Genomic DNA, 24,868 nt, shown 5'->3' with positions numbered 1-24,868 from the left:
GGTAGACGACCGGGTTGATAGGCCGGAGGTGGAAGCATGGTAACGTGTGGAGCTGACCGGTACTAATAGGCCGAGGACTTGACCTCAAAGCTTTTTGCTCGCGTCCACTAGGCAATTCTGAGACAGCAAACAGTTGTTGTTTGTGTGTTTCATAGGGTTACGGCGGTTATGGCGGGAAGGAAACACCCGGTTACATTCCGAACCCGGAAGTTAAGCTTCTCTGCGCCGATGGTACTGCACTCGGGAGGGTGTGGGAGAGTAGGTCACCGCCGGACAATCTTTCGAAGAGGCCCCACACACAGCGTGTGGGGCCTCTTCGCGTTTATCGGCATGACAAGCTCATAGGCATGACAACACGAACGAGGGCCACCCCCAGCAGCCGGGGTGGCCCTCTTTTGCGTTCGGGGACCAGTGGATCAGACGCGCTGCCACAAGGCCGGCACGTTGGGTGGCTCCCAACCGGCCATTGAGGTGTGCCCCTGCAGGCACCGGTACGTCGATCCGCCGTAGGTCACCTGGTCACCCGCCTGGTAGGTCACCCCAACCTTCCAGGTTCCGCCGCCCGGAGGCGGGCTCGTCGTGGGCGTGGGAGTAGGAGTCTGAGTGGGGGGCACGCCCTGGACGTTGAGGACGAAGTCGAACGTCGCTTCCTTCCCGGACCCGACCGGGCGGACGTTCATGAGCAGTCTCGGGTCGTAGATGCTGTCGGTGTTGTTGCGCGGCTCGCCCGGGAAGTAGAGCTGCGTGGTGAGGATCCCGCGGCCCGGAGCCTGCGCCTTGACGTGGATGTGCCGGGTACGGCCGGGGTAGAGGCCGGGCACGATGGTGGTGAGCTTGAAGGCCCCCTGGGCGTTCGTGTATTGGTGCCCACGGAAGTTGTACGTGACGTTGTCGTAGTTGCCGTTGGTGTCGGCCTGCCAGAAGTCGAGCAGGACGTTCGCCAGTGGCTGACAGGACAGTCCGAACACGTATCCGCTCACCGTCAGCGGGGTGCCCGAGCCGGGGAGGGTCGAGCGCTGGGGGGAGTTGGGCTTGAAGTAGGGGCCCTCGGTCTGCGAGATCGTGAGATCGTCACCGTCGTCGCAGAACGGGGTGGGCTCAAGCTGCTGGCCGGTCCCGGCCATGGTGCGGGCCAGGGCCGGCACCTCGCCGATCAGGAACGGGACCGGTGTCGCTATGAGAGCCGCCTTGAACAGCGCCTTTCTGGTGATTCCGCGCTGCCTTTCCTCGCGAGTGTTCTCGCCTTCCACGATGGCCTCCTTGAAAGCGCCTGCTGGGGGGTAGAGCAGGCTGTTCTCCAAGGTGGCACCCTGCGGCGGAGGTGAGTACCCTCTAATTTTCTATACGATTCACGATATGTTTGCCCCGCGTCCAGACCGCTACGCGTGGTCAGTAGGGTTGAGGGGTGGATTATCGTGCGGTTGAACGTGCCATCCTGGAGCGGGGCGTCGAGTGGGACTTCGAGCCGACGCTCGACAGGATCGCTGCGCTCATGGATTTGCTCGGCTCGCCTCAGCGGGCGTACCCGGTCATACACATCGCCGGCACCAACGGCAAGACGACCACGGCGCGGCTGACCGAGGCGCTGCTTCGCGAGCGCAATCTCAGGGTGGGCCGGTTCACCAGCCCGCACCTGGTCACCGTGCGCGAGCGCATCACGGTCGACGGCGAGCCGTTGAGCGAGGAGCGCTTCGCCGAGGTCTACGAGGAGATAGCCCCTTATGTCGAGCTGGCCGACGCGCAGGGACACCGGCGCATCCAGTTCTTCGAGCTGCTGACGGCCATGGCGTTCGCGGCGTTCGCCGACACGCCGGTCGACGTCGCGGTCATCGAGGCCGGCATGGGCGGGTCGTGGGACGCGACGAACGTCGCCGACGGCCTGGTGTCGGTCATCACGCCCATCTCCCTCGATCACATGGACCGTCTGGGGCCTGACATCCCGAGCATCGCCGGGGAGAAGGCCGGGATCATCAAGCCGGGCGCCACGACCGTGCTCGCTCAGCAGGAGCTGGCCGCGGCCGAGGTGCTGATGCGCCGCGCGGCCGAGGTCGGCGCGGTGGTGGCGCGCGAGGGGCTGGAGTTCGGCGTCCTGGGCCGGGAGATGGCCATGGGCGGGCAATTGCTCACCCTGCGCGGGCTCAAGGGCGTCTATGACGAGATCTACCTGCCGCTCTACGGCAGCTACCAGGCCAGCAACGCGGTGTGCGCGCTGGCCGCCGTCGAGGCGCTGACCGGCGGCGACGATCCGCTCGACGCAGACCTGGTGCGTCAGGCGTTCGCCCAGGCGGCCTCGCCCGGCCGGATGGAGGTCGTACGGCGCACGCCCACGGTGGTGATCGACGCGGCGCACAATCCCGGCGGGCTGGAGGCGAGCCTGGAGGCGCTGCACGAGGCGTTCGACTTCGCCAAGGTGGTCGGCGTGGTCGCCGTTATGCGCGACAAGGACGTCGAGACCCTGCTGGAGCTCCTGGAGCCGATGCTCGACGAGATCGTGGTGACGCGTAACTCCTCGCCCAGGTCGTTGTCGGCGCAGGAGCTCGCCGCGCTGGCCGTGCCGCTGTTCGGCGAGGACCGCGTGCACGTCGTCGAGCGGCTCGACGAGGCCATCGACCGGGGCATCGGCATCGCCGACGCGGAGGGTGAGTTCAGCGGGACCGGGGTGTTCATCACCGGTTCGGTGGTGACGGCCGGCGATGCCCGGCATCTGCTCAAAGCGGATGGTGTGAGATGAATTTCGAGGTCACACCGGGCATGCGCAGGCTCGGCGCGAGTGTGCTCGGCATGGAGGCTATCGTGGCCGGGCTCATCACGCCGGTGGCGATCACGGTGGGCGGCGTGGCCCCCGCGCTCGCCGTCGCGGTGGGCATCGGGCTCCTGGTGTTGTGCGTGGTCGCCGCGGGCCTGCTCAAACGGCCCTTCGGGTACGTCATGGGCAGCGTCATCCAGGTGCTGGCCATCGCCACGGGCTTCCTCGTGCCGACCATGTTCTTCCTCGGCGCGATCTTCGCGGCGCTGTGGATCACCGCGATTATCGTAGCTCGCCGTGTCGAGGGCGTGACTTCCCGCTAAAGTCGGCCTACATGGCCGTCCCCCCGATTCAACGGTCGCCGCATCCGGCTGGCCTCAGACACTCCTGGCTGCTCGACGTGGTGCTCGGGCTGCTCGTCCTCGTGGCGTTGCCGCTGGCGATCGTCGCGATACCCAACACGCTGTCCGTGGTCGCCGACCTGCTGCCGGGCGACTTCGACCAGATCGGGTTGAGCCGTACGCACGGGCTGGCGCTGCCGGCCCTGATGCTGACGGTGCCGCTCGCTGCCGTCGCGTTGCGGCGGATGAAGGTGGCCCACGTGCTGGTCGCGGGGCTCGCGCTGGTGGCGGTGGCCGACGCGGCGGGCGGATACGCGGCCTCCGAGCTGGTCGTCGGCGTCGTACGCGTGCTGCGCGGCGTGGGCGGCGGCCTGATCGTGCCGGCCACGCTGGTGGCGGTCTGGGACCGTACGCCCGCGCTGCGCGGCCTGTGGGCCGGGGTGTTGTGCGTCAGCCTGCTGGAGGCCCAGGCGTTCGCGCTCTGGCCGCTGGTCGACGTGACGAGCTGGAAGGTCACGCTGCAGCCGTACCCGATGGCCACCGGGGTGGGGCTGGCGCTGGCGGCGGCGTACCTGGTGGTCTGGAGGATCGACGGGCAGCCGCCCGCGCCCGCGCCGGACGCCAGGGAGCGCAGCCGGCTGCTGCTCGCGGCCGTGCCCGCGGCGGGCATCGCGGTCGTGGCGATCAGCACGGCGAGCGCCGGGTGGGGTGTCGTCCCGGTGATCCTGCTGGCGGGGGTGGCGATCGCCGGGCTGCTGGCGCTCGGCTCGATCGGCCGGGCGGAGGGCCGCACGCACGCGTACACGATGGTGGCCGTCGGGGTGGTGCTGCTGCCGAGCACGGCGCAGGTCACGCTGGTGGAGATGGGCGGTCTGGGAGGCCCGGGGCTGCGCGGCCTGTGGACGCCGTTCGGGGTGGCGGCGGTGCTCGCGGTCGTCGCCGGGGTGGGTGTGCGGTTGTTCGCCAAGGGCGGGGGACGGCTCGCGGCGCCGCTCGGGCTGCTGGCGATGGTGGTCGGTCTGTGCTCGGTGCGGCTGGTCGTCCCGTCGGCCGACGGGCTGGTGCTGGCGGTGCCGTTCACGCTGCTCGCGGTGGGCGCGACCGTGGCGGTCACGGCCACGCTCGGCGAGGTCGGGATCGGGGCGGCGGCGTTCGGGCTGTCCTTGGGCATCGCCGGGGTGCTGGCGGGCTACCTGCTGGGGACCGGCGTGCAGATGTGGATGCTGGAGGGCGTCGGGTCGCGCCAGGAACTGGTGGACAGTTTCGTGGGCGCGTTGCACTGGTGGGCGTTGATCGGCGGGTTCCTGCTGGTGGGCGTGATCGTGCTGGCGGCGGTGATGGGGCGGCGGGCGTCCCGGGAGGATGAGCCGCCGTCGGGTGGCGAGCCGGCGGAGGTCGCGGTGGCGGTCGGGGCCGGCCGCGAGCTCGGCGCCGCGGCGCAGGAGCCGGTCACGACGTGGGGCTCGGTCGTTCCCGAAGGCTCTCCCGCGCCGGAGGAGGACGAGAGCGTCGAGCCCGGCGAGCCCGTGCCCGCGGTGCCGCCGCAGGCGCCCTCGCCGGAGGACGGCGAGCGGTCCTGAAGTCCTCGCCCACGCGCGTCATGCCTGTGGCGCCGAGGGTGTGGACGCGGACGGTAAGCTGAGCGACGGCTATGGCGACGCGAGGGCCCGTGTCCCGCGGAGCGCCCTCGTGGTCAGGCCAGGCGCCCGTAGCCGCGACCCGAATCTGTTCAAAGGAGAACCACACGTGTCCGAGCGCACTCTTGTCCTGATCAAGCCCGACGGGGTGAAGCGTGGCCTCATCGGTGACGTGATCGCCCGCGTGGAGCGCAAGGGCCTCAAGGTCGTGGCGATGGACCTGCGCACCCTCGACGCCGACACCGCCAAGGCGCACTACGCCGAGCACGCCGAGAAGCCGTTCTTCGGCGAGCTGGTCGACTTCATCACGTCGGCGCCGCTCGTGGCCATGGTCCTTGAGGGCCCGCGCGCCATCGAGGCCTTCCGCGCGCTGGCCGGCGCCACCGACCCGGTCAAGTCCGCCCCCGGCACCATCCGCGGCGACCACGCCCTGGAGATCGGCGAGAACGTCGTCCACGGCTCCGACTCGCCCGAGTCCGCGGCCAGGGAGATCAAGATCTTCTTCCCCGACCGCTTCTAGCAGTCAGCTTCACCCGCGCGCCCGCCGGCTTCACGCCGTGCGGGCGCGTCTTTTTGTCGGCGCCGCGTTGTAGCGTTCACCGAGTCTGACAGGCACGGGCGCAGTTGATCCGGTCGTGTGGGTGCAATTCGGGCAAAATCCAGGTTGAGGTAGGGGCTGGAGATTTTTGTGGAGCGCGAGGGCTCATTGCGCTCACTGGTGGGTACGTCACGTTACGATTCGAATTCGATCCGTAGTCATTCGCGAACGACGATACGGAGGGCTCCGTTCCCCATGGGCAGCAAGCTCGCGTTTCTCGGCCGTGACATGGCGGTCGATCTGGGCACCGCCAACACGTTGGTATACGTGCGTGGCCGGGGCATCGTGCTCAATGAGCCGTCAGTCGTAGCGATCAACACCACCACAGGCAAGATCGTGGCGGTGGGCATCGAGGCAAAGCGAATGATCGGTCGTACGCCCGGCAACATCGTCGCGGTCCGCCCGCTGAAGGACGGCGTGATCGCCGACTTCGACGTCACCGAACGGATGTTGCGCTACTTCATCCAACGAGTGCACAGACGACGCCATTTCGCCAAGCCGCGCATCATCATCGCCGTACCGAGCGGCATCACCAGCGTGGAGCAGCGCGCGGTGAAGGAAGCCGGATACCAGGCCGGCGCCAGGAAGGTCTACATCGTCGAGGAGCCGATGGCCGCCGCCATCGGGGCCGGGCTGCCGGTGCACGAGCCCACCGGGAACATGGTGGTCGACATCGGCGGCGGCACCACCGAGGTGGCCATCATCTCGATGGGCGGCGTGGTCACCAGCCAGTCGATCAGGATCGGCGGCGACGAGCTCGACCAGGCGGTGATCACGTTCGCCAAGAAGGAGTTCTCGCTGATGCTCGGCGAGCGCACCGCCGAGGAGATCAAGATGGCGATCGGGTCGGCCTGCCCCAACGGCGAGGAGTCCCACGCCGAGGTGCGGGGGCGTGACCTGGTCAGCGGGCTGCCCAAGACGATCATCGTGTCGAGCGAGGAGATCCGCAAGGCCACCGAGGAGCCGGTCAACGCGATCGTCGACGCGGTGAAGACCACTCTCGACAAGTGCCCGCCCGAGCTGTCGGGCGACATCATGGACCGCGGCATCGCCCTGACCGGCGGCGGCGCCCTGCTCAAGGGCCTCGACGAGCGGGTCAAGGCCGAGACCGGCATGCCCGTCCACCTGGTGGAGAACGCCCTCGACTCGGTCGCCATCGGCTCGGGCAAGTGCGCCGAGGAGTTCGAGGCCCTGCAGCAGGTGCTCGTTCCGGAGTCGCGGCACTGATGAGAGATTCGCGCCGGGCCCGGCTGATCCTTGGAGTGCTGCTGATGGCGGCGCTGGTCGTCCTGACCATCGACCATCGTGCGGGCGACAGCTCACCGCTGCGTCCGCTGCGCTCGGCGGGGTCCTGGGTGTTCGGCGCGGCCGAGCGGTTCGGCGGGGGCGTGGTGCGGCCCGTCGGCGGCTTCCTGCACGCCCTGGCCAGCGCGCCCAGCGCGCAGCGGCACATCGAGCAGCTGCAGGAGGAGAACGCCAGGCTGCGGGCCGGGTTGTCCTCCAGCACGCTCGACGCCACCCGCTCGGCGGAGCTGAAGAAGCTGCTCGGCCTCTCCGGCACCGGCGGCTACAAGGTGGTCACGGCCAATGTGGTGGCCAGGCGCGGGCAGCCGGGGTTCGAGGACAGCGTGCAGATCGACGTGGGCGCCGGTGACGGGGTGCGTCCCGACATGACGGTGCTCAACGGTGACGGGCTGGTCGGCCGGGTCATCCACGCCTCGGCCGCCACCTCCACGGTGCTGCTGCTCAGCGACCCCGCCTCGGCCGCCGGGGGGCGGCTGGAGGGCGGCCAGGAGATCGGCGTGGTGCACGGGGTGGGCGAGAACGGGCGGCTCGTGCAGTTCCGGCTGCTCGACTCGACGGCGCCGATGGAGCGGGGCGGTCGCATCGTCAGCTTCGGCTCCAAGAACGGGCGTCCGTACGTGCCGGGGGTGCCGATCGGGGTGATCGAGCGCGTGGAGTCGACGCCGGGCGAGCTGACCCGGATCGCCTACGCCAGGCCGTTCGCCGACCTGACGGCGCTCGACGTGGTCGGGGTGGTGGTCGAAGGGCCCAAGCGGGATCCGCGTGACGCGGTGCTGCCGGTCAAGGAGGGGGCGCGGTGACCGGCGACGGCACGGCCTCCGGCGAGGCCGCTGCTGGTGTGGTGATCGGGGGATGAGAAGCGTGCTGCTTTCGGCGGGGACGGAGGCGCGGTGATCGGGGCGATGGTCGTGGTGCTGGCGTTGCTGGCACAGGTCATGCTGGTCAACCGGCTGCCGTTGCCGGCGGGCGGCGCGCCTGACCTGGTGCTGCTGGCGGTGGTGGGCATGGCCCTCGACCGCGGGCCGGTGGCGGGGGCGATGGTCGGGTTCTTCTCGGGGCTGCTGGTGGACCTGGTGCCGCCGACGGCGCACCTGATGGGCCAGTACGCGTTCGTGCTGGCCGTGGTCGGTTATGTGGCGGGGCGTGGCGCGGGCGGGCCGGCGACGACCGTCGTGCTGTGCGTGCTGATCGCGCCGCTGGTGGCCGTGGGGGTGGCCGGGCTGCTGTCCGATCCGCGGGTGTCGCTGGCGACGCTGACCCAGCAGGTGCCGGTCACCGTTCTCTACACGCTCATCGTGGCGCCGGTGGTGATCTGGCTGGCCACCCGGGGGAGACAGCCGAGGTACTCGACATGATCCGCATGCGTACCAGGTTGCTGGTGCTGCACGTCCTGGTGGTGCTGCTGCTCGTCGTGCTGGCCGTACGGCTGTGGCAGGTGCAGGTCGTGCGCGGCCAGGAGTTCGTGACCAGGGCGATGGAGACCAGGACGCGCACGGTGATCGTGCCCGCGGTGCGGGGGCAGATCCTCGACTCGTCGGGGCGTCCGCTGGTGCGCAACAGGACGGCGCTGGTCGTGTCCGTCGACCGGACGAAGCTGAACAGGATGCCGGGCGGGGGGATGAGCGTGCTGCGCAGGCTCTCCTCGGTGCTCGACCGGCCGGTCAAGGACCTGCGGCAGCGCATCACGCCCTGCGGGCCGGGCGTGGGCAAGCCGTGCTGGACGGGGTCGCCGTACCAGCCGGTTCCGCTGGACGAGAAGGTGGACACGCGCGAGGCGTTGCAGATCCTGGAGCGGCAGGAGGAGTTCCCGGGGGTGACCGCGGAGATCCACTCCGTACGGCAGTACCCGGGCGGACGGGCCGGGGCGCAGATGCTGGGCTACCTGCAGCCGGTGACCGAGGCGGAGCTGGAGAAGCGCGAGGGGCTCAAGGCCAGCTTCTCCGGTGTCGACCTGGCGGGGCGCGACGGCATCGAGTACGTCTACGACGACGCGCTGCGCGGCAAGTCGGGGCTGCGCAGGGTGCAGGTCGACCGGATGGGCAAGGCCCTCGGGGTCGAGGAGCAGGTGCCACCGGTCGCCGGCGACCATCTGGTGACCAGCATCGACGCGCGGGTGCAGGCGGTGACGGAGAAGGCGCTGGCCCACGCGATGAAGAACGCGCCCGGGGCCGACGGCGGCGCCGCGGTGGTGCTCGACGCGCGTTCCGGGCGGGTGGTGTCGGTGGCCAGCGCGCCGGGGTACGACCCGGAGATCTGGGCCGGTGGCATCTCGGCCAAGGGGTACCAGTGGCTGTTGTCGGACAAGTCGGGTAAGCCGCTGGTCTCGCGGGCGATCAACGGGCAGTTCGCGCCCGGTTCGACGTTCAAGGTGTCGTCGGTGTCGGCGATGTTGCGGGCGGGGTACCCGCTCAACGGCACGTACGACTGCCCCGGGGCGTACATGGTGGGCGACCGGTCCTTCAGCAACTTCCGGGGCATCGGCCTCGGGCAGATGAACCTGCACACGGCGCTGGTCAAGTCGTGCGACACGATCTTCTACCGGGCGGCGTACGAGCAGTACCTGAAGGACGGCGGGCGCAACCCGAAGAAGCGCACGAAGGAGGTGTTCGCCAACACGGCCAGGGCCTTCGGCTTCGGCCGGCCCACCGGGGTCGACCTGCCGGGCGAGTCCTCCGGGCGCATCCCCGACCGGGCCTGGAAGAAGGACCTGTGGAACCGCACCAGCGCCACGAGCTGCGAGCGGTCGCGCAAGGGATATCCGGAGGAGAAGGACCGGGCGCGGGCCGACTTCCTCAAACGCCTGGCCCTGGAGAACTGCACCGAGGGCTTCCTGCTGCGGCCCGGTGACTCGGCCAACTTCGCCATCGGGCAGGGCGACGTCCTGGTGACGCCGATGCAGCTCGCGCGGGCGTACATGGCCCTGGTGAGCGACGGCAAGGTGCGCAGCCCGCGCATCGGGTGGGCGCAGGTGAGGCCCGACGGCAAGGTGGTCAAGACCATCGACGTGCCGGTGGTCGGCAAGCTGCCGATCAGCGACAAGGAACGCCTCTACATCAAGAACGCGCTGAGCCAGGTGCCCTCCGACGGCACCGCGGCGGGGGCGTTCACCGGCTTCCCGATGGACAAGGTACGCATCGGCGGCAAGACCGGTACCGCGGAGGTGTGGGGCAAGAAGGACACCTCGTGGTTCGCGTCGTTCGCGCCCACCAACAATCCGCAGTTCGTGGTGGTCGTCATGGTGTCGCAGGGCGGCATGGGCGCCTCGACCGCGGCGCCGGCCGCACGCGAGATCTACGAGGGCATCTACGGCTTCAAGGGGGAGCCGGCCGCCGTGCCCGGCGGAAGGCTTCCGACCAAGCTGCCGAAGTTCGCCCCCGACGGGACGGTGATCCACCAATGAACCGCGCCGTGGCCGCGCGGCGGCCCTCGCTCATCCAGCGGGCGATCGGCGAGCACTCGGTGGTGCGCCGCATGGACGGCCTGATGCTGGTCGCGGTGGCCGGGCTGTGCCTGATCGGCACCCTGCTGGTGTGGTCCTCGACCCGCACGTGGGCGCCCGGCGCCACCGGGCTGGTCAAGAAACACCTGCTCAACGAGGTCATCGGCGTGACGCTGTGCGCCGTGGTGGCGATGGTCGACCATCGGGCGATGCGGGCCTACGCGCCGCTGGTGTTCCTGGTGTCGCTGGTGGGGCTGGCGCTGGTGATCACGCCGCTGGGCGCGACGATCAACGGATCGCACTCGTGGATCCTGCTCGGAGGCGGGTTCGCGGTGCAGCCGTCGGAGTTCGCCAAGGTCGGGCTGCTGCTGATCATCGCGATGCTGCTGGCCCAGCCCGCCGAGGGCAGCGACCGGCCGCGCGGCCTGGACATCACGCTGGCCCTGGTCGCGGCGGGCCTCACGATGGGGCTGGTGATGCTGCAGCCCGACCTCGGCACGGCGCTCGTGCTCGCCGTGATCACGGCCGCGGGGCTGGTGATCGGGGGCGTGCGCAAGCGGTGGATCGTCGGGCTGGTGCTCGTGGCGGCGGCTGGGGTGTTCTGCGTGTTCTGGTTCAACCTGCTGGAGCCGTACCAGGTGGCGCGGTTCACCGCGTTCGTCGATCCGAAGGTCGATCCGCGCGGGGTGGGCTACAACAGCACGCAGTCGCTGATCGCGATCGGTTCCGGGCAACTGCTGGGCAAGGGGCTCTTCGGCGGCGGGCAGACGACCGGGCGGTTCGTGCCCGAGCAGCACACCGACTTCATCTTCACGGTGGCGGGGGAGGAGTTCGGGTTCATCGGGTCGGTCACCGTGGTGCTGCTGCTCGGCGTGGTGCTGCTGCGCGGGCTGAAGGTCGCCAGACACTGCGACGACCGGTTCGGCACGCTGGTCGCGGGCATGATCGTGTGCTGGTTCGCGTTCCAGACGTTCATCAATGTCGGGATGACGATCGGGATCATGCCGATCACCGGTCTGCCGCTGCCTTTCGTGTCCTATGGCGGCACTGCCACGTTCGCGAACCTCATGGCGGTAGGGCTGCTCCTGGCCATCAGAGTGCGGCGGCAGTCGTTCAACTGAGCGCGTAACGGGGGCCGTCCGCGGGTGGGCCGGATTTGTCACCGTCCGCGCGCCGCTACCCTGGACGGTATGCCTGTCGAGTCGATATTCCACCGCCTGGAAGCGCTGCTGCCCAAGGTGCAGAAGCCCATCCAGTACGTCGGGGGTGAGCTCAACTCGACCGTCAAGGACTGGGACTCCGCCGACGTGCGGTGGGCGCTGATGTACCCGGATGCCTACGAGGTCGGGCTGCCCAACCAGGGCGTGGCGATCCTCTACGAGATCCTCAACGAGCTGCCCCGAACCCTGGCCGAGCGCACCTACGCGGTCTGGCCCGACCTGGAGGCCCTCATGCGGGCCGAGGGCGTGCCGCAGTTCACCGTCGACGCCCACCGGCCGGTGCGCGCCTTCGACGTGCTCGGCCTGTCGTTCTCGACGGAGCTGGGCTACACCAACATGCTGACCGCGCTCGACCTGGCCGGGATCCCGCTCAACGCGGTAGACCGGGGCGAGGACGACCCGATCGTGCTCGCCGGCGGTCACGCGGCCTTCAACCCCGAGCCGATCGCCGACTTCCTCGACGCGGCCGTGCTCGGCGACGGCGAGCAGATCTCGATCGCCATCTCCGAGGTCATCCGCGAGTGGAAGGCCGAGGGGCGTCCCGGCGGGCGCGACGAGCTGCTGATGCGGCTCGCCGAGTCCGGCGGCGTCTACGTGCCGAAGTTCTACGACGTCGACTACCACCCCGACGGGCGCATCAAGCGGGTCGCGCCCAACAGGTCCGAGGTGCCGTGGCGGGTGCACAAGCACACCGTGATGGACCTCGACGAGTGGCCCTACCCGAAGAAGCCGCTGGTGCCGCTGGCCGAGACGGTGCACGAGCGGTTCAGCGTGGAGATCTTCCGCGGCTGCACGCGCGGCTGCCGCTTCTGCCAGGCGGGCATGATCACCCGTCCGGTGCGGGAGCGTTCGATCACCACGATCGGCGCCATGGTCGACAACGGCATCAAGGAGTCCGGCTTCAACGAGGTCGGCCTGCTGTCGTTGTCCTCGGCCGACCACTCCGAGATCGGCGAGGTCGCCAAGGGCCTGGCCGACCGCTACGAGGGCACCAACACCTCGCTGTCCCTGCCCTCGACCCGGGTCGACGCGTTCAACATCGACCTGGCCAACGAGTTCTCCAGGAACGGCAGGCGCTCGGGTCTCACGTTCGCCCCCGAGGGCGGCTCCGAGCGCATGCGCAAGGTGATCAACAAGATGGTCACCGAGGAAGACCTCATCCGCACGGTCACCACCGCCTACTCGCAGGGCTGGCGGCAGGTGAAGCTCTACTTCATGTGCGGCCTGCCCACCGAGCAGGACGAAGACGTGCTCGGCATCGCCGACCTGGCCAAGAAGGTCATCCAGGCGGGCCGTGAGGCGACCGGCAGCCGCGACATCCGCTGCACCGTCTCCATCGGCGGGTTCGTGCCCAAGCCGCACACCCCGTTCCAGTGGGCCGGGCAGGCCGACCACGAGACCGTCGACCGGCGGCTCAAGGCGCTGCGCGACTCACTGCGCGGCGACAAGCAGTACGGCCGGGCCATCGGCTTCCGCTACCACGACGGCAAACCGTCCATCGTGGAGGGCCTGCTCTCGCGCGGCGACCGCAGGGTCGGCGCGGTGATCAGGGCCGTCTGGGAGGCCGGCGGCAGGTTCGACGGGTGGAGCGAGCACTTCTCCTACGACAGATGGATGCAGGCCGCCGAGAAGGCGGGCGTCGACGTCGACTGGTACACCACGCGTGAGCGGGCCGAGAACGAGGTCCTTCCGTGGGACCACCTCGACGCCGGGCTCGACCGCGAATGGCTCTGGCAGGACTGGCAGGAGGCCGTGTCCGGCGGCGAGGTCGAAGACTGCCGCTGGACCCCGTGCTACGACTGCGGGGTCTGCCCGACCATGGGCACCGAGATCCAGATAGGCCCGACAGGGCGCAAGCTCCTTCCTCTCACAGTGGTCTAGCGCGCTCAGTGGGCGAGCCGTGTCACGGCGTACACGTACACGTGTCGCGGCGGCTTATCCTGGGAGAAGGAACTCTTACAAGGGAAGGACGCAAAGCTCTGAAACCTGTTCCCGACGGGCCTCCGCCCGCGCCTACGGTGCAGCGCCTTCGTGTGCGTTACGCCAAGCGCGGACGTCTGCGCTTCACCAGTCACCGCGACATCTCGCGGGCCGTCGAGAGGGCGGTCCGCCGTGCCGGCATTCCGGTGGCCTTCAGCGCGGGCTTCTCGCCCCATCCGAAGATCTCCTACGCGGGCGCAGCGCCGACCGGCGTCGCCAGCGAGGCCGAATACCTCGAGATCGGTGTCACCACGCTGTGCGACCCCGAGCAGGTCAAGTCCAGCCTGGACGCGTCACTGCCGCCCGGTCTCGACGTGCTCGACGTCGTGCAGGCGGGCCCGGGGGGGCTGGCCGACCGCCTGGAGGTCTCCGACTGGGAGGTACGCCTGCCCGGGGCCGACCGCGAACTCGCCGAGACGGCGGTGGAGAAGTTCCTCGCGGCGGGCACCGTGGAGGTCGAGCGCCTCACCAAGAAGGGCCCACGGCGCTTCGACGCGCGGGAGGCCGTCCTGGGGCTCGTGGTGTCCGAGGGAACAGACAGAACCGCAGCTCAGGTGCCAGGACAGACGTGTGTCATACTGCGCATGGTTGTTCGGCACATGACGCCTGCCGTTCGACCCGATGATGTGCTCACAGGGCTGCGCCTTGTGGCCGACTTCGCGCCGCCGGTTCCCCCCGAGGTGACCAGGCTGGCGCAGGGGCCGCTCGACGCCGGTACCGGTGCGCTTGCCGACCCGCTCGGCCTTGACCGCGATATGACGCGCGGCGGCGAGGCGGGACCGGCGGGTGAGCACGTCGTCGGCTAAGGAGGTGCCCTGCGCGAGCGGGGCGCCACCGCTGACAGGACTTGGCGCCCGCGTCTCCTTTCCGGAGGCGGGGGCGGACAACGAGACACGAGGGCTCCTGCGCGGCGCGGCGACGCGCCCGGGAGCTGACGGGAGAGCGCCCGCATGCTCGACAACGAGCCCAACGCCGGGGCCACTGGCCCTGACGGGGAGACAACTGAACAGCCCAAGGTGACCAGGCGCCGCCGTTCCGCGAGCCGCCCGGCGGGTCCTCCGCCGGAGCTGCCGGAGGAGCCGGCCGCCACCGCCCCGATCACCGTCGCGGCCGCCCAGGCCGCGCCGTCGGTTGCCGACGTGCAACCGGTGCAGACCAACGCCGTGCAGCGTGCCGCCGGAGAGCCCGCGCCCGATGCCGGGCGCGGCCGCAGAACCCGGGCCCGCGCGGCGGCGCCCGAAGCGCCGACAGGCCAGGCCGGAGCCGCCGAGGGCGGCCCGGCGGGCGTTCAGGCACAGGCCGGCGCGCCCGAGAGCGCCGTGGCTGGAGCCGCTGCGCCGCAGGGCGCCTCCGCCGTGGGCGGCGCGCCCGAAGGTGCCGCAACCGGCGTCGGCGCGCCCCAGGGTGTCGCGACCGGCGTCGGCGCGCCTGAAGGTGCCGTGACCGGCGTCGGCGCGCCTCGTGGGGCCGGGGCCGTCGTGCCTGAGGGGCCGGCGCCGCAGCAGGCCGAGAGCCCTGCCGCCTCGCATGCCGGCACGTCGGCAGAGCCCGCTGTGGAGTCCGCCGTGGAGCCCGTCGTGGCGCCGGTCGTCGAACGGCGGGAGGCTGCCGGGCGGGTGGCCGGTGCGGCTGAGCCCGTCGTGGCGCCGGTGGTGCGGAGTCCGGGCGCGCCGGAGGCCGAGAGCCCCGCGTACGCGGGTGGCCCGGCCGGTGCCGGTGAGGTGGCCAGTGTGGTCGAGGCCGCCGTGGCCGAGGCCGCGGTGGAGGCCGCCGACGTTCCCGAGGAGAAGCCCAAGAGGGCCACGCGCACGCGGTCCACCGCGACCACGACGCGCCGCCGTACGACGAAGAAGGCCGAGCCGGAGGTCGCGGGAGCGCTCCCGGAGGAGGAGGCCGAGGCGCCCAAGCGGCGGCGTACGCGGAAGAAGGCCGAAGAGGTCGTCGTGGAGGCGCCGGCGGGCGCCGACGTCGAGGTCGTCGCGACGCCCTCCGACGTCGAGGTGGCCGTCACCGTGCCCGAGGCCGCCGAGGAGGCCGACGAGGACATCCTGGAGATCCTGCCCGAGGACGAGCCGCTCGACGACGAGCCCGCCGGCGAGGACCTCGACGAGGACGTCGACCGGCCGAGCCTGCTCGCCGACCCCTTCGGGCTGAACGCGCGCAGGCACGACGAGCCGGGCACGGCGTTCCAGCGTCCGGCGGCCATCTTCGCGCCGCTGTTCCAGGCCCCCGACCCCAGCCAGGGCAAGCCCGCCGTGATCCGGCGGCCCGAGCCGGAGCCGGAGCCCGAGGAGATCGAGGAGCTGGTCGACGAGACCCTCGTCGAGGACGAGGGCGACGTCGACACCTCCGAGGAGCAGGAAGAGGAGGAGGGCGGCGGCCGTCGCCGGCGTCGCCGTCGCGGCGGCAGGGGCCGCGGCAAGTCGCGCGAGCGTGACGAGGCCGAGGACGGCGAGGAAGGCGACGAGGAGGAAGGCGAGGACCAGGGCGAGGAGGCCCAGGAGGAAGAGGCCGCCGGCTCGCGCCGCCGTCGCCGTCGTCGCCGCCGCGGCACCGAGGAGACGCTGGAGCCCTCCAGCGACGACCCGCCGAACACGGTGGTGCGCATCCGCGCGCCGCGCTCCGGCCGTGCCGCCTCCCTGGAGACCGCCACCGACGGCGTGCAGAGCGTGCGCGGCTCGACCCGCCTGGAGGCCAAGAAGCAGCGCCGCCGCGAGGGGCGCGAGCTCGGCCGCAGGCGTCCGCCGATCATCACGGAGTCGGAGTTCCTGGCCCGCCGCGAGTCCGTCGACCGCATGATGGTGGTGCGCCGCCAGGGCGACCGTACGCAGATCGCGGTCCTTGAGGACGGCGTGCTCGTCGAGCACTACGTCAACCGCGAGGCCAGCCAGTCCTACGTCGGCAACGTCTACCTGGGCAAGGTCCAGAACGTGCTGCCGTCGATGGAGGCCGCGTTCGTGGACATCGGCAAGGGGCGCAACGCCGTCCTGTACGCCGGTGAGGTGAACTTCGACACCGCCGGGCTGGAGGGCCAGCCCAAGCGCATCGAGTCGGCGCTGAAGTCCGGCCAGTCGGTGCTGGTGCAGGTCACCAAGGACCCGATCGGCCACAAGGGCGCCCGGCTCACCTCGCAGATCAGCCTGCCCGGCCGTTACCTGGTGTACGTGCCGGACGGGTCGATGACCGGCATCAGCCGCAAGCTGCCCGACAAGGAACGCACCCGGCTCAAGAGCATCCTGAAGAAGGTCATGCCGGAGAACGCCGGTGTGATCGTCCGCACCGCGGCCGAGGGCGCCTCCGAGGACGAGCTGGCCCGCGACGTGGCCCGGCTGTCGGCCCAGTGGGAGAGCATCCAGAAGAAGGCCAAGTCGGCCAGCCCGCCCGAGCTGCTGTCGGCCGAGCCCGATCTGACGATCCGGGTCGTGCGCGACGTGTTCAACGAGGACTTCACCTCGCTGGTCGTGCAGGGCGACGACGCCTGGGACACCGTCGACGACTACGTCAAGTACGTGGCGCCGCACCTGGCCGAGCGCCTGTCGCGCTGGGACACCGGGCAGGGCGACGTGTTCGAGTCGTACCGGATCGACGAGCAGCTGGGCAAGGCGCTGGAGCGCAAGGTGTGGCTGCCGAGCGGCGGCTCGCTGGTGATCGACCGTACCGAGGCGATGACCGTCGTCGACGTCAACACCGGCAAGTTCACCGGCCAGGGCGGCAATCTTGAGGAGACCGTCACCAGGAACAACCTGGAGGCGGCCGAGGAGATCGTGCGCCAGCTCCGGCTGCGGGACATCGGCGGCATCATCGTGATCGACTTCATCGACATGGTGCTGGAGTCCAACCGCGATCTGGTGCTGCGGCGGCTGCTGGAGTGCCTGGCGCGCGACAGGACCAAGCACCAGGTCGCCGAGGTGACCTCCCTGGGCCTGGTGCAGATGACGCGTAAGCGGGTCGGTCAGGGGCTGCTGGAGGCGTTCTCGACGGCCTGTGAGTGCTGCAACGGGCGCGGGCTGATCGTCTCGACCGAGCCGGTCGAGACGAAGCCGGAGCCGCGCGGCACGCAGGGCAAGATGGCGATCGAGAAGGCGGTCTCGGACAAGGTTTCCGCGGCCAAGGACTCCGGCAGCCGTGATACCGTGACCGGTGCGCTTGATGACGTCCCGGCTGAGGACGACCAGGCCAGCCAGACTTCCGGCAGAGGGCGGCGACGCTCCCGCCGAGCCAAGTCCGCCGAGTAGCCTCGGCAGGCTTCCGACGATCCGTCCGGTTCGCCTAGGGCACCGTTAAGCGGTACCCTGGTGAATCGGTGCGTCAGGTGACGTGCCCTGTTGGCGCGCTTACTCGGTTCGTCGGTTTGAGACAGGCCGAATGATAGGCGCAGCATTCGGCGGCCGCCTCGATGCGGGGCGGCTGAGGGCAACAGCGAGTCAGTAGAAGGGTTCCGCGGTGTACGCGATCGTTCGTTGCGGCGGCAGGCAGCAGAAGGTCTCCGTCGGTGACGTCCTCGAGGTGGACAAGGTCGCCGGCGAGGTCGGCTCTTCGGTTACGCTGCCGACGGTGCTCGTCGTCAACGACGGCGATGTGACCACCGAGGCGGGCAAGTTCACGGTCAGCGCCGAGATCCTCGGTGAGACCAAGGGCCCGAAGATCCGCATTCTCAAGTACAAGAACAAGACCGGTTACAAGAAGCGCCAGGGTCACCGCCAGCGGTACACCCAGGTGAAGATCACCGGTATCGACCAGGCCTGATCGGGAGTTTGAGAGATGGCACACAAGAAGGGCGCGTCGTCCACCCGGAACGGCCGTGACTCCAACGCTCAGCGCCTGGGCGTCAAGCGCTTCGGCGGCCAGCTGGTGAACGCGGGCGAGATCATCGTTCGCCAGCGTGGCACCCACTTCCACCCCGGCGACAACGTCGGCCGCGGTGGCGATGACACGCTGTTCGCGCTGGCCGCCGGCCACGTGCAGTTCGGCGTCAAGCGCGGTCGTCGCGCCGTCAGCATCGTTCCCGTCGCGGAGTAATCAGCTTCGCTTCGGTGTTGCTTCAAGGGGTGGATCGCCTGTCGATCCACCCCTTAGGCGTTTTCTGGGGGCCCTGCGGGGGCGCCAGGTTGTGATTGATCTTGTATGCCCTGGTGGGCTTGATGGAGGAGAGCTGGATGCCGGACTTCGTGGACCAGGTGGTCCTGCACGTCAAGGCCGGTGACGGAGGGAACGGGTGCGCCTCCATCCACCGGGAGAAGTTCAAGCCGCTCGGCGGCCCCGACGGGGGGAACGGCGGCCGTGGCGGCGACGTGATCCTTGAGGTCGATCCCAACACCGCGACCTTGCTGGACTACCACCGCCGTCCCCATCGCAAGGCCGACAACGGCAAGCAGGGGCAGGGCTCCAACCGCGACGGCGCCAACGGCGACGACGTGATCCTCGCCGTCCCGAACGGGACCGTGGTGAAGGACGCCAACACCGGTGAGGTGCTGGTGGACCTCGTGGGGGCCGGCACCCGGTACGTCATCGCGCAGGGCGGTCACGGCGGGCTGGGGAACGCCGCCCTGGCCAATGCCCGGCGGAAGGCGCCCGGGTTCGCGCTGCTGGGGGAGCCCGGCGACGGGCTCGACGTCATGCTGGAGCTCAAGAGCGTCGCCGACGTGGCGCTGGTCGGGTTCCCCAGCGCGGGCAAGTCGTCGCTGATCGCGGCGCTGAGCGCGGCCAAGCCGAAGATCGCGGACTACCCGTTCACCACCCTCATCCCCAACCTGGGGGTCGTGACGGCCGGCGAGAACGTGTTCACGGTCGCCGACGTGCCCGGGCTGATCCCGGGGGCCTCGCAGGGCAAGGGGCTCGGGCACGAGTTCCTGCGCCATGTCGAGCGCTGCGACATGCTCGTGCACGTCATCGACTGCGCGACCATGGAGCCGGGGCGCGATCCCGTCACCGACTACGAGGTGATCGAGGCCGAGCTGCGGGCGTACGGGAAGCTTGAGGACCGGCCGCGGATGATCGTGCTGAACAAGGCCGACGTGCCCGACGCGCGGGAGCTGGCCGACCTGGTCAGGGCCGAGTTCGAGGAGCGGGGGCTGCAGGTCTTCGTCATCTCGGCGGCCACGCACGACGGGTTGCGGGAGCTCACGTACGCGATGGGCGAGTGGGTGGCGGCGGCCAGGGCCAACAAGCCGGTCGAGGAGCCGACCCGACTGGTGATCAGGCCCAAGCAGCTCGGTGAGGCCGGGTTCAAGGTGCGGCGGGTCAACGAGAACCTGTTCCAGGTCACCGGCGAGAAGCCGGAGCGGTGGATCCGGCAGACCGACTTCAGCAACGACGAGGCCGTCGGATACCTGGCCGACCGGCTCGAACGGCTCGGCGTGGAGGACGAGCTGGTCAAGGCGGGCGCCAAGGCGGGGGCCGAGGTGGTCATCGGGCCGATGGAGGGCGGATACGTCTTCGACTGGCAGCCGACGCTCAGCGCCGAGTCGGTGCGACAGGGGCCACGCGGCTCGGACAACCGCCTGGGCTGACCGCTGCCGGTGGTGACGGTCGTGTTGGCGTGGCCGTCGCATGGCGTGGCCGTGGCTCGCCGGCTGGTGACCGTCGTTTGAGGTGACCGTCATTGAGGTGTTCGTCGGCTGGTGACCGTCCTCTGGGATGACTGCAGCCGGCGGGCCCGCTGGGGTTTCCCAGGGGGCGCAGTGGGCGGTTGCCCTGCGGTGGGCCGCTGAGGTTTCCCGGGGTGGAGGTTCTGAAGGCGGGGGGCGTGCGGGGGCTGCCGCCGTTCTCCTGCGGTTCTGCGGAGGGTGAAGGGGGACGGGGGTGGGGGTGGGGCGCGGATAGGCTGTCAGGCGTGCGGGAACAGATCAGCTCAGCGTCGAGGGTCGTCGTCAAGGTCGGCTCCTCCTCGCTCACCACCCCCCAGGGCATGATCGACGTCGACCGGGTCGACGCCCTGGTGGACGTCCTGGCGGCGCGGCGGCGTGCCGGGGCGCAGATCGTGCTGGTGTCGTCGGGAGCGATCGCGGCGGGTCTCGGCCCGCTGGGGTTGTCGGCGCGGCCACGCGACCTGGCCACCCAGCAGGCGGCGGCCTCCGTCGGCCAGGGGGTGCTGGTCGCGCGCTACACCTCCTCCTTCGCCCGGTACGGCCTGCGCGTCGGCCAGGTGCTGCTGACCGCCGACGACATGATGCGCCGCGCCCACCACGCCAACGCCCAGCGCACCCTGGCGCGGCTGCTGGAGCTGGGCATCGTGCCGATCGTCAACGAGAACGACACGGTCGCGACCGACGAGATCAGGTTCGGCGACAACGACCGGCTCGCCGCGCTGGTCTCCCACCTGATCCACGCCGACGCGCTGGTGCTGCTGTCCGACGTCGACGCCCTCTACGACGGCCCGCCGAGCCGCCCAGGCTCGCGCCGGCTGGCCGAGGTGCGCGGCCCCGAGGACCTGGTCGGCGTCGAGCTGGGCAGGAACGGCGCGGCGGTCGGCACCGGCGGCATGGTGACCAAGGTCCAGGCGGCCAGGATCGCCACGGGCGCGGGAGTGCCGGTCGTGCTCACCGCCGCCGCCCACGCCGCCCAGGCGCTCACCGGCGCCGACATCGGCACCTACTTCCATCCCGGCGGCCGGCACCCCGGCACGCGGCTGCTGTGGCTCGCCCACGCCACCACCGGGCGCGGCCGGCTCCACCTCGACCAGGGGGCGGTCGAGGCGATCGTGGGCCGGCGCAAGTCGCTGCTGCCCGCCGGCGTGACGTCCGTGGAGGGCGAGTTCGCCGCGGGCGACCCGGTCGACCTGTGCGGGCCGCAGGGCGGCGTGGTGGCGCGCGGCCTGGTCAACTTCGACGCCGTGGAGATCCCCGGGCTGCTCGGCCGCTCCACGAAGGAGCTGGCCAGCGCGCTCGGTCCGGAATATGAACGCGAGCTGATCCACCGCGACGACATCGTCATACTGGAACCCCGTCACCAGTGAGGAGCACGCGATGTCCGAGGAGTTCCTGAAGGTAGCCCGCGCGGCACGAGAGGCCGCCGCCGAGCTGGCCCCGCTGCCGCGGGCGCCCAAGGACCGGGCGTTGCGGGTGATCGCCGACGCCCTGGTCGCGCACGCGGCCGAGATCGTCGAGGCCAACGCAGAAGACGTCGAGCGGGCGCGGGCCCAGGGCACGTCCGAGGCGATGATCGACCGGCTGCGGCTCGACGAGGCCAGGATCGGGGCCATCGCCGAGGCCGTGCGGGAGGTGGCCGACCTGCCCGACCCGGTCGGCGAGGTCGTCCGGGGCAGCACGCTGCCCAACGGGCTGGAGCTGCGGCAGCTCAGGGTGCCGCTGGGCGTGATCGGCATCATCTACGAGGGGCGTCCCAACGTCACGGTCGACGCCGCCGCGCTCTGCCTCAAGAGCGGCAACGCGGTGCTGCTCAGGGGCTCGTCTAGCGCCTACTCGTCCAACACGGCGCTGGTGCGGATCATGCAGGACGCGCTCGCGGGCACGCAGGTGCCCGCCGGGGCGGTGCAGCTCGTGCCCGGCACGACGCGGGAGTCGGTCAAGGAGCTGATGCGCGCCCGCGGGCTGGTCGACGTGCTGATCCCGCGCGGCGGCGCGGCGCTGATCAACTCGGTGGTCGAGGAGTCGACGGTCCCGGTGATCGAGACCGGCGTCGGCAACTGCCACGTCTACGTCGACGCGGAGGCCGATCTCGACCTGGCCGTGCAGATCCTGGTCAACTCCAAGGCGCAGCGGCCGTCGGTGTGCAACGCGGCCGAGACGTTCCTCGTCCACGAGAAGGTGGCCGACGCGTTCGTGCCGAGGGCGTTGCGGGCGCTGGCCGAGGCGGGGGTGACCGTCCACGGCGACGAGCGCATCGCCGGTTACGGCGAGGTCGTGCCGGTCACCGACGACGACTTCGGCACCGAATACCTGTCGCTCGACATCGCCGCCGCCGTCGTCGGCTCGCTGGAGGAGGCCGTGGCCCACATCCGGCGCTACGGCTCCGGGCACACCGACGCGATCGTCACCCGGTCGCAGCCGGCCGCCCGCCGCTTCGTCTCGCTCGTGGACTCCGCGGCCGTGGCGGTGAACGCCTCGACCAGGTTCACCGACGGCGGCGAGTTCGGGTTCGGCGCGGAGATCGGCATCTCCACGCAGAAGCTGCACGCGCGTGGCCCGATGGGCCTGCCGGAGCTGACCTCCACCAAGTGGATCTACACGGGAGAAGGGCATCTGCGCACGTCAGAAGGCACTGTGGTGCCCGGACCGGCTTGCGGTTAGTCGGCGTGTCGGGCTGACCGGCGGCCCGCGGCCTCGGTTGACTGGGTGTCATGGAAATTGTCGTCGCCCTTGTCTTCTCGGCCGCGGTGCTGTTCGGCGCCGACCGTCTGCTGCTCTGGCTGGAGAGCCGCGGTCACGTCAACTGGCGCAGGAAGGGCCGCAAGCCCCTGGCCGAGGAACCCACGGCCGAGCTCGACAGCATGCTCTCCGACCGTTCACCCCGATAAAGGTTCAACGGCTCCGGCGCGCCGCGGGCGTCAACTGTCGTCCCAGCGCTAGGGTTGTGTCCCTTATGGGCGCGCCGGGCGGGGAGGGACGGTGAGCAAGCTCGGCAAGGTCGGGCCGTACAGCCTGGTCGAGCGGCTCGGCCGAGGCGGCATGGGCGAGGTCTACCTCGCCACCACCCGCCGTGGCGAGCAGGTCGCACTCAAGGTCCTCCACGACCTGGCCGAGGACGAGATGTCCCGGGTCAGGCTGGAGCGCGAGGTGCGCGCGCTGCGCAGGGTCGAGAGCCCCTACGTGGCCAAGGTGCTCGACGCCGACCTGAGCTGTGCCCGGCCCTACCTGGTCATGGAGCACATCGAGGGCGCCACGCTGCTGGAGCGCGTACGCCAGAGCGGGCCGCTCGACCTGGGCCAGCTCGTGCACATGGCGCAGGGCATCGCCGCGGCGCTGGCCATCATCCACGCGGCCGGGGTCGTGCACCGCGACCTGAAGCCGGGCAACATCATCATGGGCACCGAGGGGCCGGTGCTCATCGACTTCGGCATCGCGCAGGTGCTCGACGCGACCCGGCTCACCATGACGGGCACGTTCCTCGGCACGCCGGGCTACACCGCGCCGGAGATCTTCGCCGACGAGCAGGTCGACTCGCCCGCCGACGTGCACGCCTGGGCCGCGACGGTGGCGTTCGCGGCGACCGGGCGGCCCACGTTCGGGCGCGGCACGGCCGAGGCGCAGATGTACGCGGTGCTGAACGGGCAGGCCGACCTCAAGGGCGTCCCGGTGGCGCTGCTGCCGCTGGTGCGGGCGGCGCTCAACCGGGAGCCCGGCAAGCGGCCCACCGCGGCGTTGCTGGCCGACCGGCTGTCCCGGCTGGCCAAGGCCACGAACAACCCCGACGGCGACGCGTCGGCGGCCGCCGAGGAGGCGTCCAGGGGCGAGAGCGCACGAAGCCGGGCGAACGGCTCGACGGCCGAGGTCCCCGCGCCCCGCGGCCGGGCCGGCACGGAGGGCAAGACGCCCGTGCCGCGCGGCCGTACGGGCACCGACGGGAAGACGCCCGTGCCGCGCACGCGTACCGGCGGGGATGGGAAGACGCCCGTCCCCAGGAACCGGACGGAACCGCCTGCGGCGCGCAACCGGGCCGACGGCGCCGCCTCGGCCGCGCGCCCCAGGCCCGGCACGGACGGCGTCAACCCCGGAGCGCGCCCCAGGACGGGCGCCGACGGACCTGCCTCCGGCCCCCGCCCGAGGCCGGGTACGGAGAGCGCCCGCCCCAGACCGGGAACGGAGAGTACCCGCCCCAGGCCGGGAACCGAGAGCGTCCGCGCCAGGACCGGCACGGAGGGCGCCCGCACCCGCACCGGCACGGAGGGCACGCGCGCCAGGACCGGCGCCGACGGGACGCGGGTCAGGGCCGACGGCGCGGTTCCGCCGCCGCGGACCAGGACGAGCACCGACGGCAAGGCCGCCACGCCCCGGACCAGGACTGGCGCCGACCCCAAGACGGGCCCGCGCGCGCGGGCGACCGCGGCCGTGCGGGGCAGGTCACAGGACGGCCGGCGGGCCAGGCTGAGGGGCGAGGCGCCGACCACGCTGCCCGCGGGCAATACGGCTCTGCTGCTGCTCGCGGTGCTGGCGGTGCCGTGCGTGGTGACGTCGGTGATCTGGCCGATCGCCTCGATCGCCATCACGACGGCGTTCGTGGTGCTGACCAGGACGCTCTGGATGAGTCATTGGCTGGTCAGGAAGCGCAGCGCGCGTCGCATGCGGATCGCGCTGCGCGTGTTGCTGTTCCCGTTCGCGCTGACCGGGGCGGCGGCGACCGCCGTGGTGTGGCCGGGAGTGCCCGTCGCGGTGGCGTCGGGCGGTGCGCTCTGGGTGACCGGTGGCGGTCAGATCGACTCCGACTGGTGGCAGCAGCCGGCGCCCGTGACGGTCGCGGCGGTGGTGTTCGGCATGTTGTGCGGCGGTATCACCGGGCGCGAGATCGAGCGGATCGGCGGCAAGCTGCCGGAGTTGCGCAGGGAAGGGCTGCGCGCACTGGCCGTGCTGGGCGGGTTTGTCGCCCTGTGCGCGGCCGCCGTGCGCGCGATCGCCCTCCTGCTGTAGGCGGCGAGGACGGCCGGCCG

20 protein-coding genes and 2 rRNA genes are annotated in these 24,868 nt (G+C 70.9%); 21 read left to right on the top strand and 1 reads right to left on the bottom strand.

What is annotated here, in order from left to right; all coding sequences use genetic code 11:
• A 23S ribosomal RNA gene (locus ACIBST_RS36845) occupies nt 1-86 on the top strand; the annotation flags it as partial.
• A 72-nt stretch (nt 87-158) separates the two neighbouring features.
• A 5S ribosomal RNA gene (rrf, locus tag ACIBST_RS36840) occupies nt 159-275 on the top strand.
• A 141-nt stretch (nt 276-416) separates the two neighbouring features.
• Here rrf and ACIBST_RS36835 read toward each other — a convergent pair.
• Complete coding sequence (locus tag ACIBST_RS36835; protein WP_397178182.1) at nt 417-1,250, bottom strand: carbohydrate-binding protein; 834 nt, start codon at nt 1,248-1,250, stop codon at nt 417-419.
• A 155-nt stretch (nt 1,251-1,405) separates the two neighbouring features.
• Between ACIBST_RS36835 and ACIBST_RS36830 the strand changes: the two genes are divergently transcribed.
• The 19 genes from ACIBST_RS36830 (at nt 1,406) to ACIBST_RS36740 (ending at nt 24,848) form a co-directional block, all read left to right on the top strand.
• Nucleotides 1,406-2,731: a bifunctional folylpolyglutamate synthase/dihydrofolate synthase gene (locus tag ACIBST_RS36830; RefSeq protein WP_397178181.1), complete on the top strand. Its 1,326-nt coding sequence runs from the start codon at nt 1,406-1,408 to the stop codon at nt 2,729-2,731.
• Nucleotides 2,728-3,069: a DUF4233 domain-containing protein gene (locus tag ACIBST_RS36825; RefSeq protein ID WP_397178180.1), complete on the top strand. Its 342-nt coding sequence runs from the start codon at nt 2,728-2,730 to the stop codon at nt 3,067-3,069. The genes ACIBST_RS36830 and ACIBST_RS36825 overlap by 4 nt, the downstream gene beginning before the upstream one ends.
• An 11-nt stretch (nt 3,070-3,080) precedes the next feature.
• Nucleotides 3,081-4,667 carry a hypothetical protein gene (locus ACIBST_RS36820; RefSeq protein ID WP_397178179.1) on the top strand — a complete coding sequence of 529 codons (1,587 nt, stop codon included), beginning with the start codon at nt 3,081-3,083 and terminating at the stop codon, nt 4,665-4,667.
• A gap of 166 nt (nt 4,668-4,833) precedes the next feature.
• Nucleotides 4,834-5,244: a nucleoside-diphosphate kinase gene (gene ndk, locus ACIBST_RS36815; RefSeq protein ID WP_352328453.1), complete on the top strand. Its 411-nt coding sequence runs from the start codon at nt 4,834-4,836 to the stop codon at nt 5,242-5,244.
• Between the two features lie 273 nt (nt 5,245-5,517).
• Entirely contained in the window at nt 5,518-6,549 is a 1,032-nt protein-coding gene (locus ACIBST_RS36810; RefSeq protein ID WP_397178178.1) for a rod shape-determining protein, read from the top strand.
• Nucleotides 6,549-7,427 (top strand): rod shape-determining protein MreC, encoded by an 879-nt coding sequence (mreC, locus tag ACIBST_RS36805; protein ID WP_397178177.1) that lies wholly within the window; start codon nt 6,549-6,551, stop codon nt 7,425-7,427. Before ACIBST_RS36810 ends, mreC begins: the two co-directional genes overlap by 1 nt.
• 90 nt (nt 7,428-7,517) lie before the next feature.
• Nucleotides 7,518-7,982, top strand: coding sequence for a rod shape-determining protein MreD (mreD, locus tag ACIBST_RS36800; protein ID WP_397178176.1), 465 nt, complete (start codon nt 7,518-7,520; stop codon nt 7,980-7,982).
• Nucleotides 7,979-10,027 carry a penicillin-binding protein 2 gene (mrdA, locus tag ACIBST_RS36795; RefSeq protein ID WP_397178175.1) on the top strand — a complete coding sequence of 683 codons (2,049 nt, stop codon included), beginning with the start codon at nt 7,979-7,981 and terminating at the stop codon, nt 10,025-10,027. Before mreD ends, mrdA begins: the two co-directional genes overlap by 4 nt.
• Nucleotides 10,024-11,187, top strand: coding sequence for a rod shape-determining protein RodA (gene rodA, locus ACIBST_RS36790; protein WP_397178174.1), 1,164 nt, complete (start codon nt 10,024-10,026; stop codon nt 11,185-11,187). The genes mrdA and rodA overlap by 4 nt, the downstream gene beginning before the upstream one ends.
• Nucleotides 11,188-11,256: 69 nt before the next feature.
• Nucleotides 11,257-13,167 (top strand): TIGR03960 family B12-binding radical SAM protein, encoded by a 1,911-nt coding sequence (locus tag ACIBST_RS36785; protein ID WP_358283962.1) that lies wholly within the window; start codon nt 11,257-11,259, stop codon nt 13,165-13,167.
• A gap of 152 nt (nt 13,168-13,319) precedes the next feature.
• Nucleotides 13,320-14,072 carry a TIGR03936 family radical SAM-associated protein gene (locus tag ACIBST_RS36780; protein ID WP_397178173.1) on the top strand — a complete coding sequence of 251 codons (753 nt, stop codon included), beginning with the start codon at nt 13,320-13,322 and terminating at the stop codon, nt 14,070-14,072.
• A gap of 144 nt (nt 14,073-14,216) precedes the next feature.
• Nucleotides 14,217-17,501, top strand: a complete 3,285-nt coding sequence (locus ACIBST_RS36775; RefSeq protein WP_397178172.1) for an Rne/Rng family ribonuclease — start codon at nt 14,217-14,219, stop codon at nt 17,499-17,501.
• Nucleotides 17,502-17,709: 208 nt separating this feature from the next.
• Nucleotides 17,710-18,012, top strand: coding sequence for a 50S ribosomal protein L21 (gene rplU, locus ACIBST_RS36770; protein WP_055506260.1), 303 nt, complete (start codon nt 17,710-17,712; stop codon nt 18,010-18,012).
• Nucleotides 18,013-18,027: 15 nt separating this feature from the next.
• The gene (gene rpmA / locus ACIBST_RS36765) at nt 18,028-18,285 is read left to right on the top strand and encodes a 50S ribosomal protein L27 (RefSeq protein WP_012893687.1); all 258 of its coding nucleotides are present in this window, start codon (nt 18,028-18,030) and stop codon (nt 18,283-18,285) included.
• 137 nt (nt 18,286-18,422) lie between these two features.
• Entirely contained in the window at nt 18,423-19,775 is a 1,353-nt protein-coding gene (gene obgE / locus ACIBST_RS36760; protein ID WP_397178171.1) for a GTPase ObgE, read from the top strand.
• Nucleotides 19,776-20,098: 323 nt separating this feature from the next.
• Nucleotides 20,099-21,220 carry a glutamate 5-kinase gene (gene proB, locus ACIBST_RS36755; RefSeq protein ID WP_397178170.1) on the top strand — a complete coding sequence of 374 codons (1,122 nt, stop codon included), beginning with the start codon at nt 20,099-20,101 and terminating at the stop codon, nt 21,218-21,220.
• Between the two features lie 10 nt (nt 21,221-21,230).
• On the top strand, nt 21,231-22,514 hold the full coding sequence (locus tag ACIBST_RS36750; RefSeq protein ID WP_397178169.1) for a glutamate-5-semialdehyde dehydrogenase: 1,284 nt from the start codon (nt 21,231-21,233) through the stop codon (nt 22,512-22,514).
• A 50-nt stretch (nt 22,515-22,564) separates the two neighbouring features.
• On the top strand, nt 22,565-22,741 hold the full coding sequence (locus tag ACIBST_RS36745) for a hypothetical protein (protein WP_352325645.1): 177 nt from the start codon (nt 22,565-22,567) through the stop codon (nt 22,739-22,741).
• 91 nt (nt 22,742-22,832) lie between these two features.
• Entirely contained in the window at nt 22,833-24,848 is a 2,016-nt protein-coding gene (locus ACIBST_RS36740) for a protein kinase (protein WP_397178168.1), read from the top strand.
• The last annotated feature ends 20 nt before the right edge of the window (nt 24,849-24,868 follow it).

Source organism: Nonomuraea sp. NPDC049684 (assembly GCF_044465345.1).
Taxonomy (GTDB): Bacteria; Actinomycetota; Actinomycetes; order Streptosporangiales; family Streptosporangiaceae; genus Nonomuraea.
Note: the sequence above shows the minus strand (reverse complement) of the source record. Positions and strands in the feature narration are given on the sequence as shown.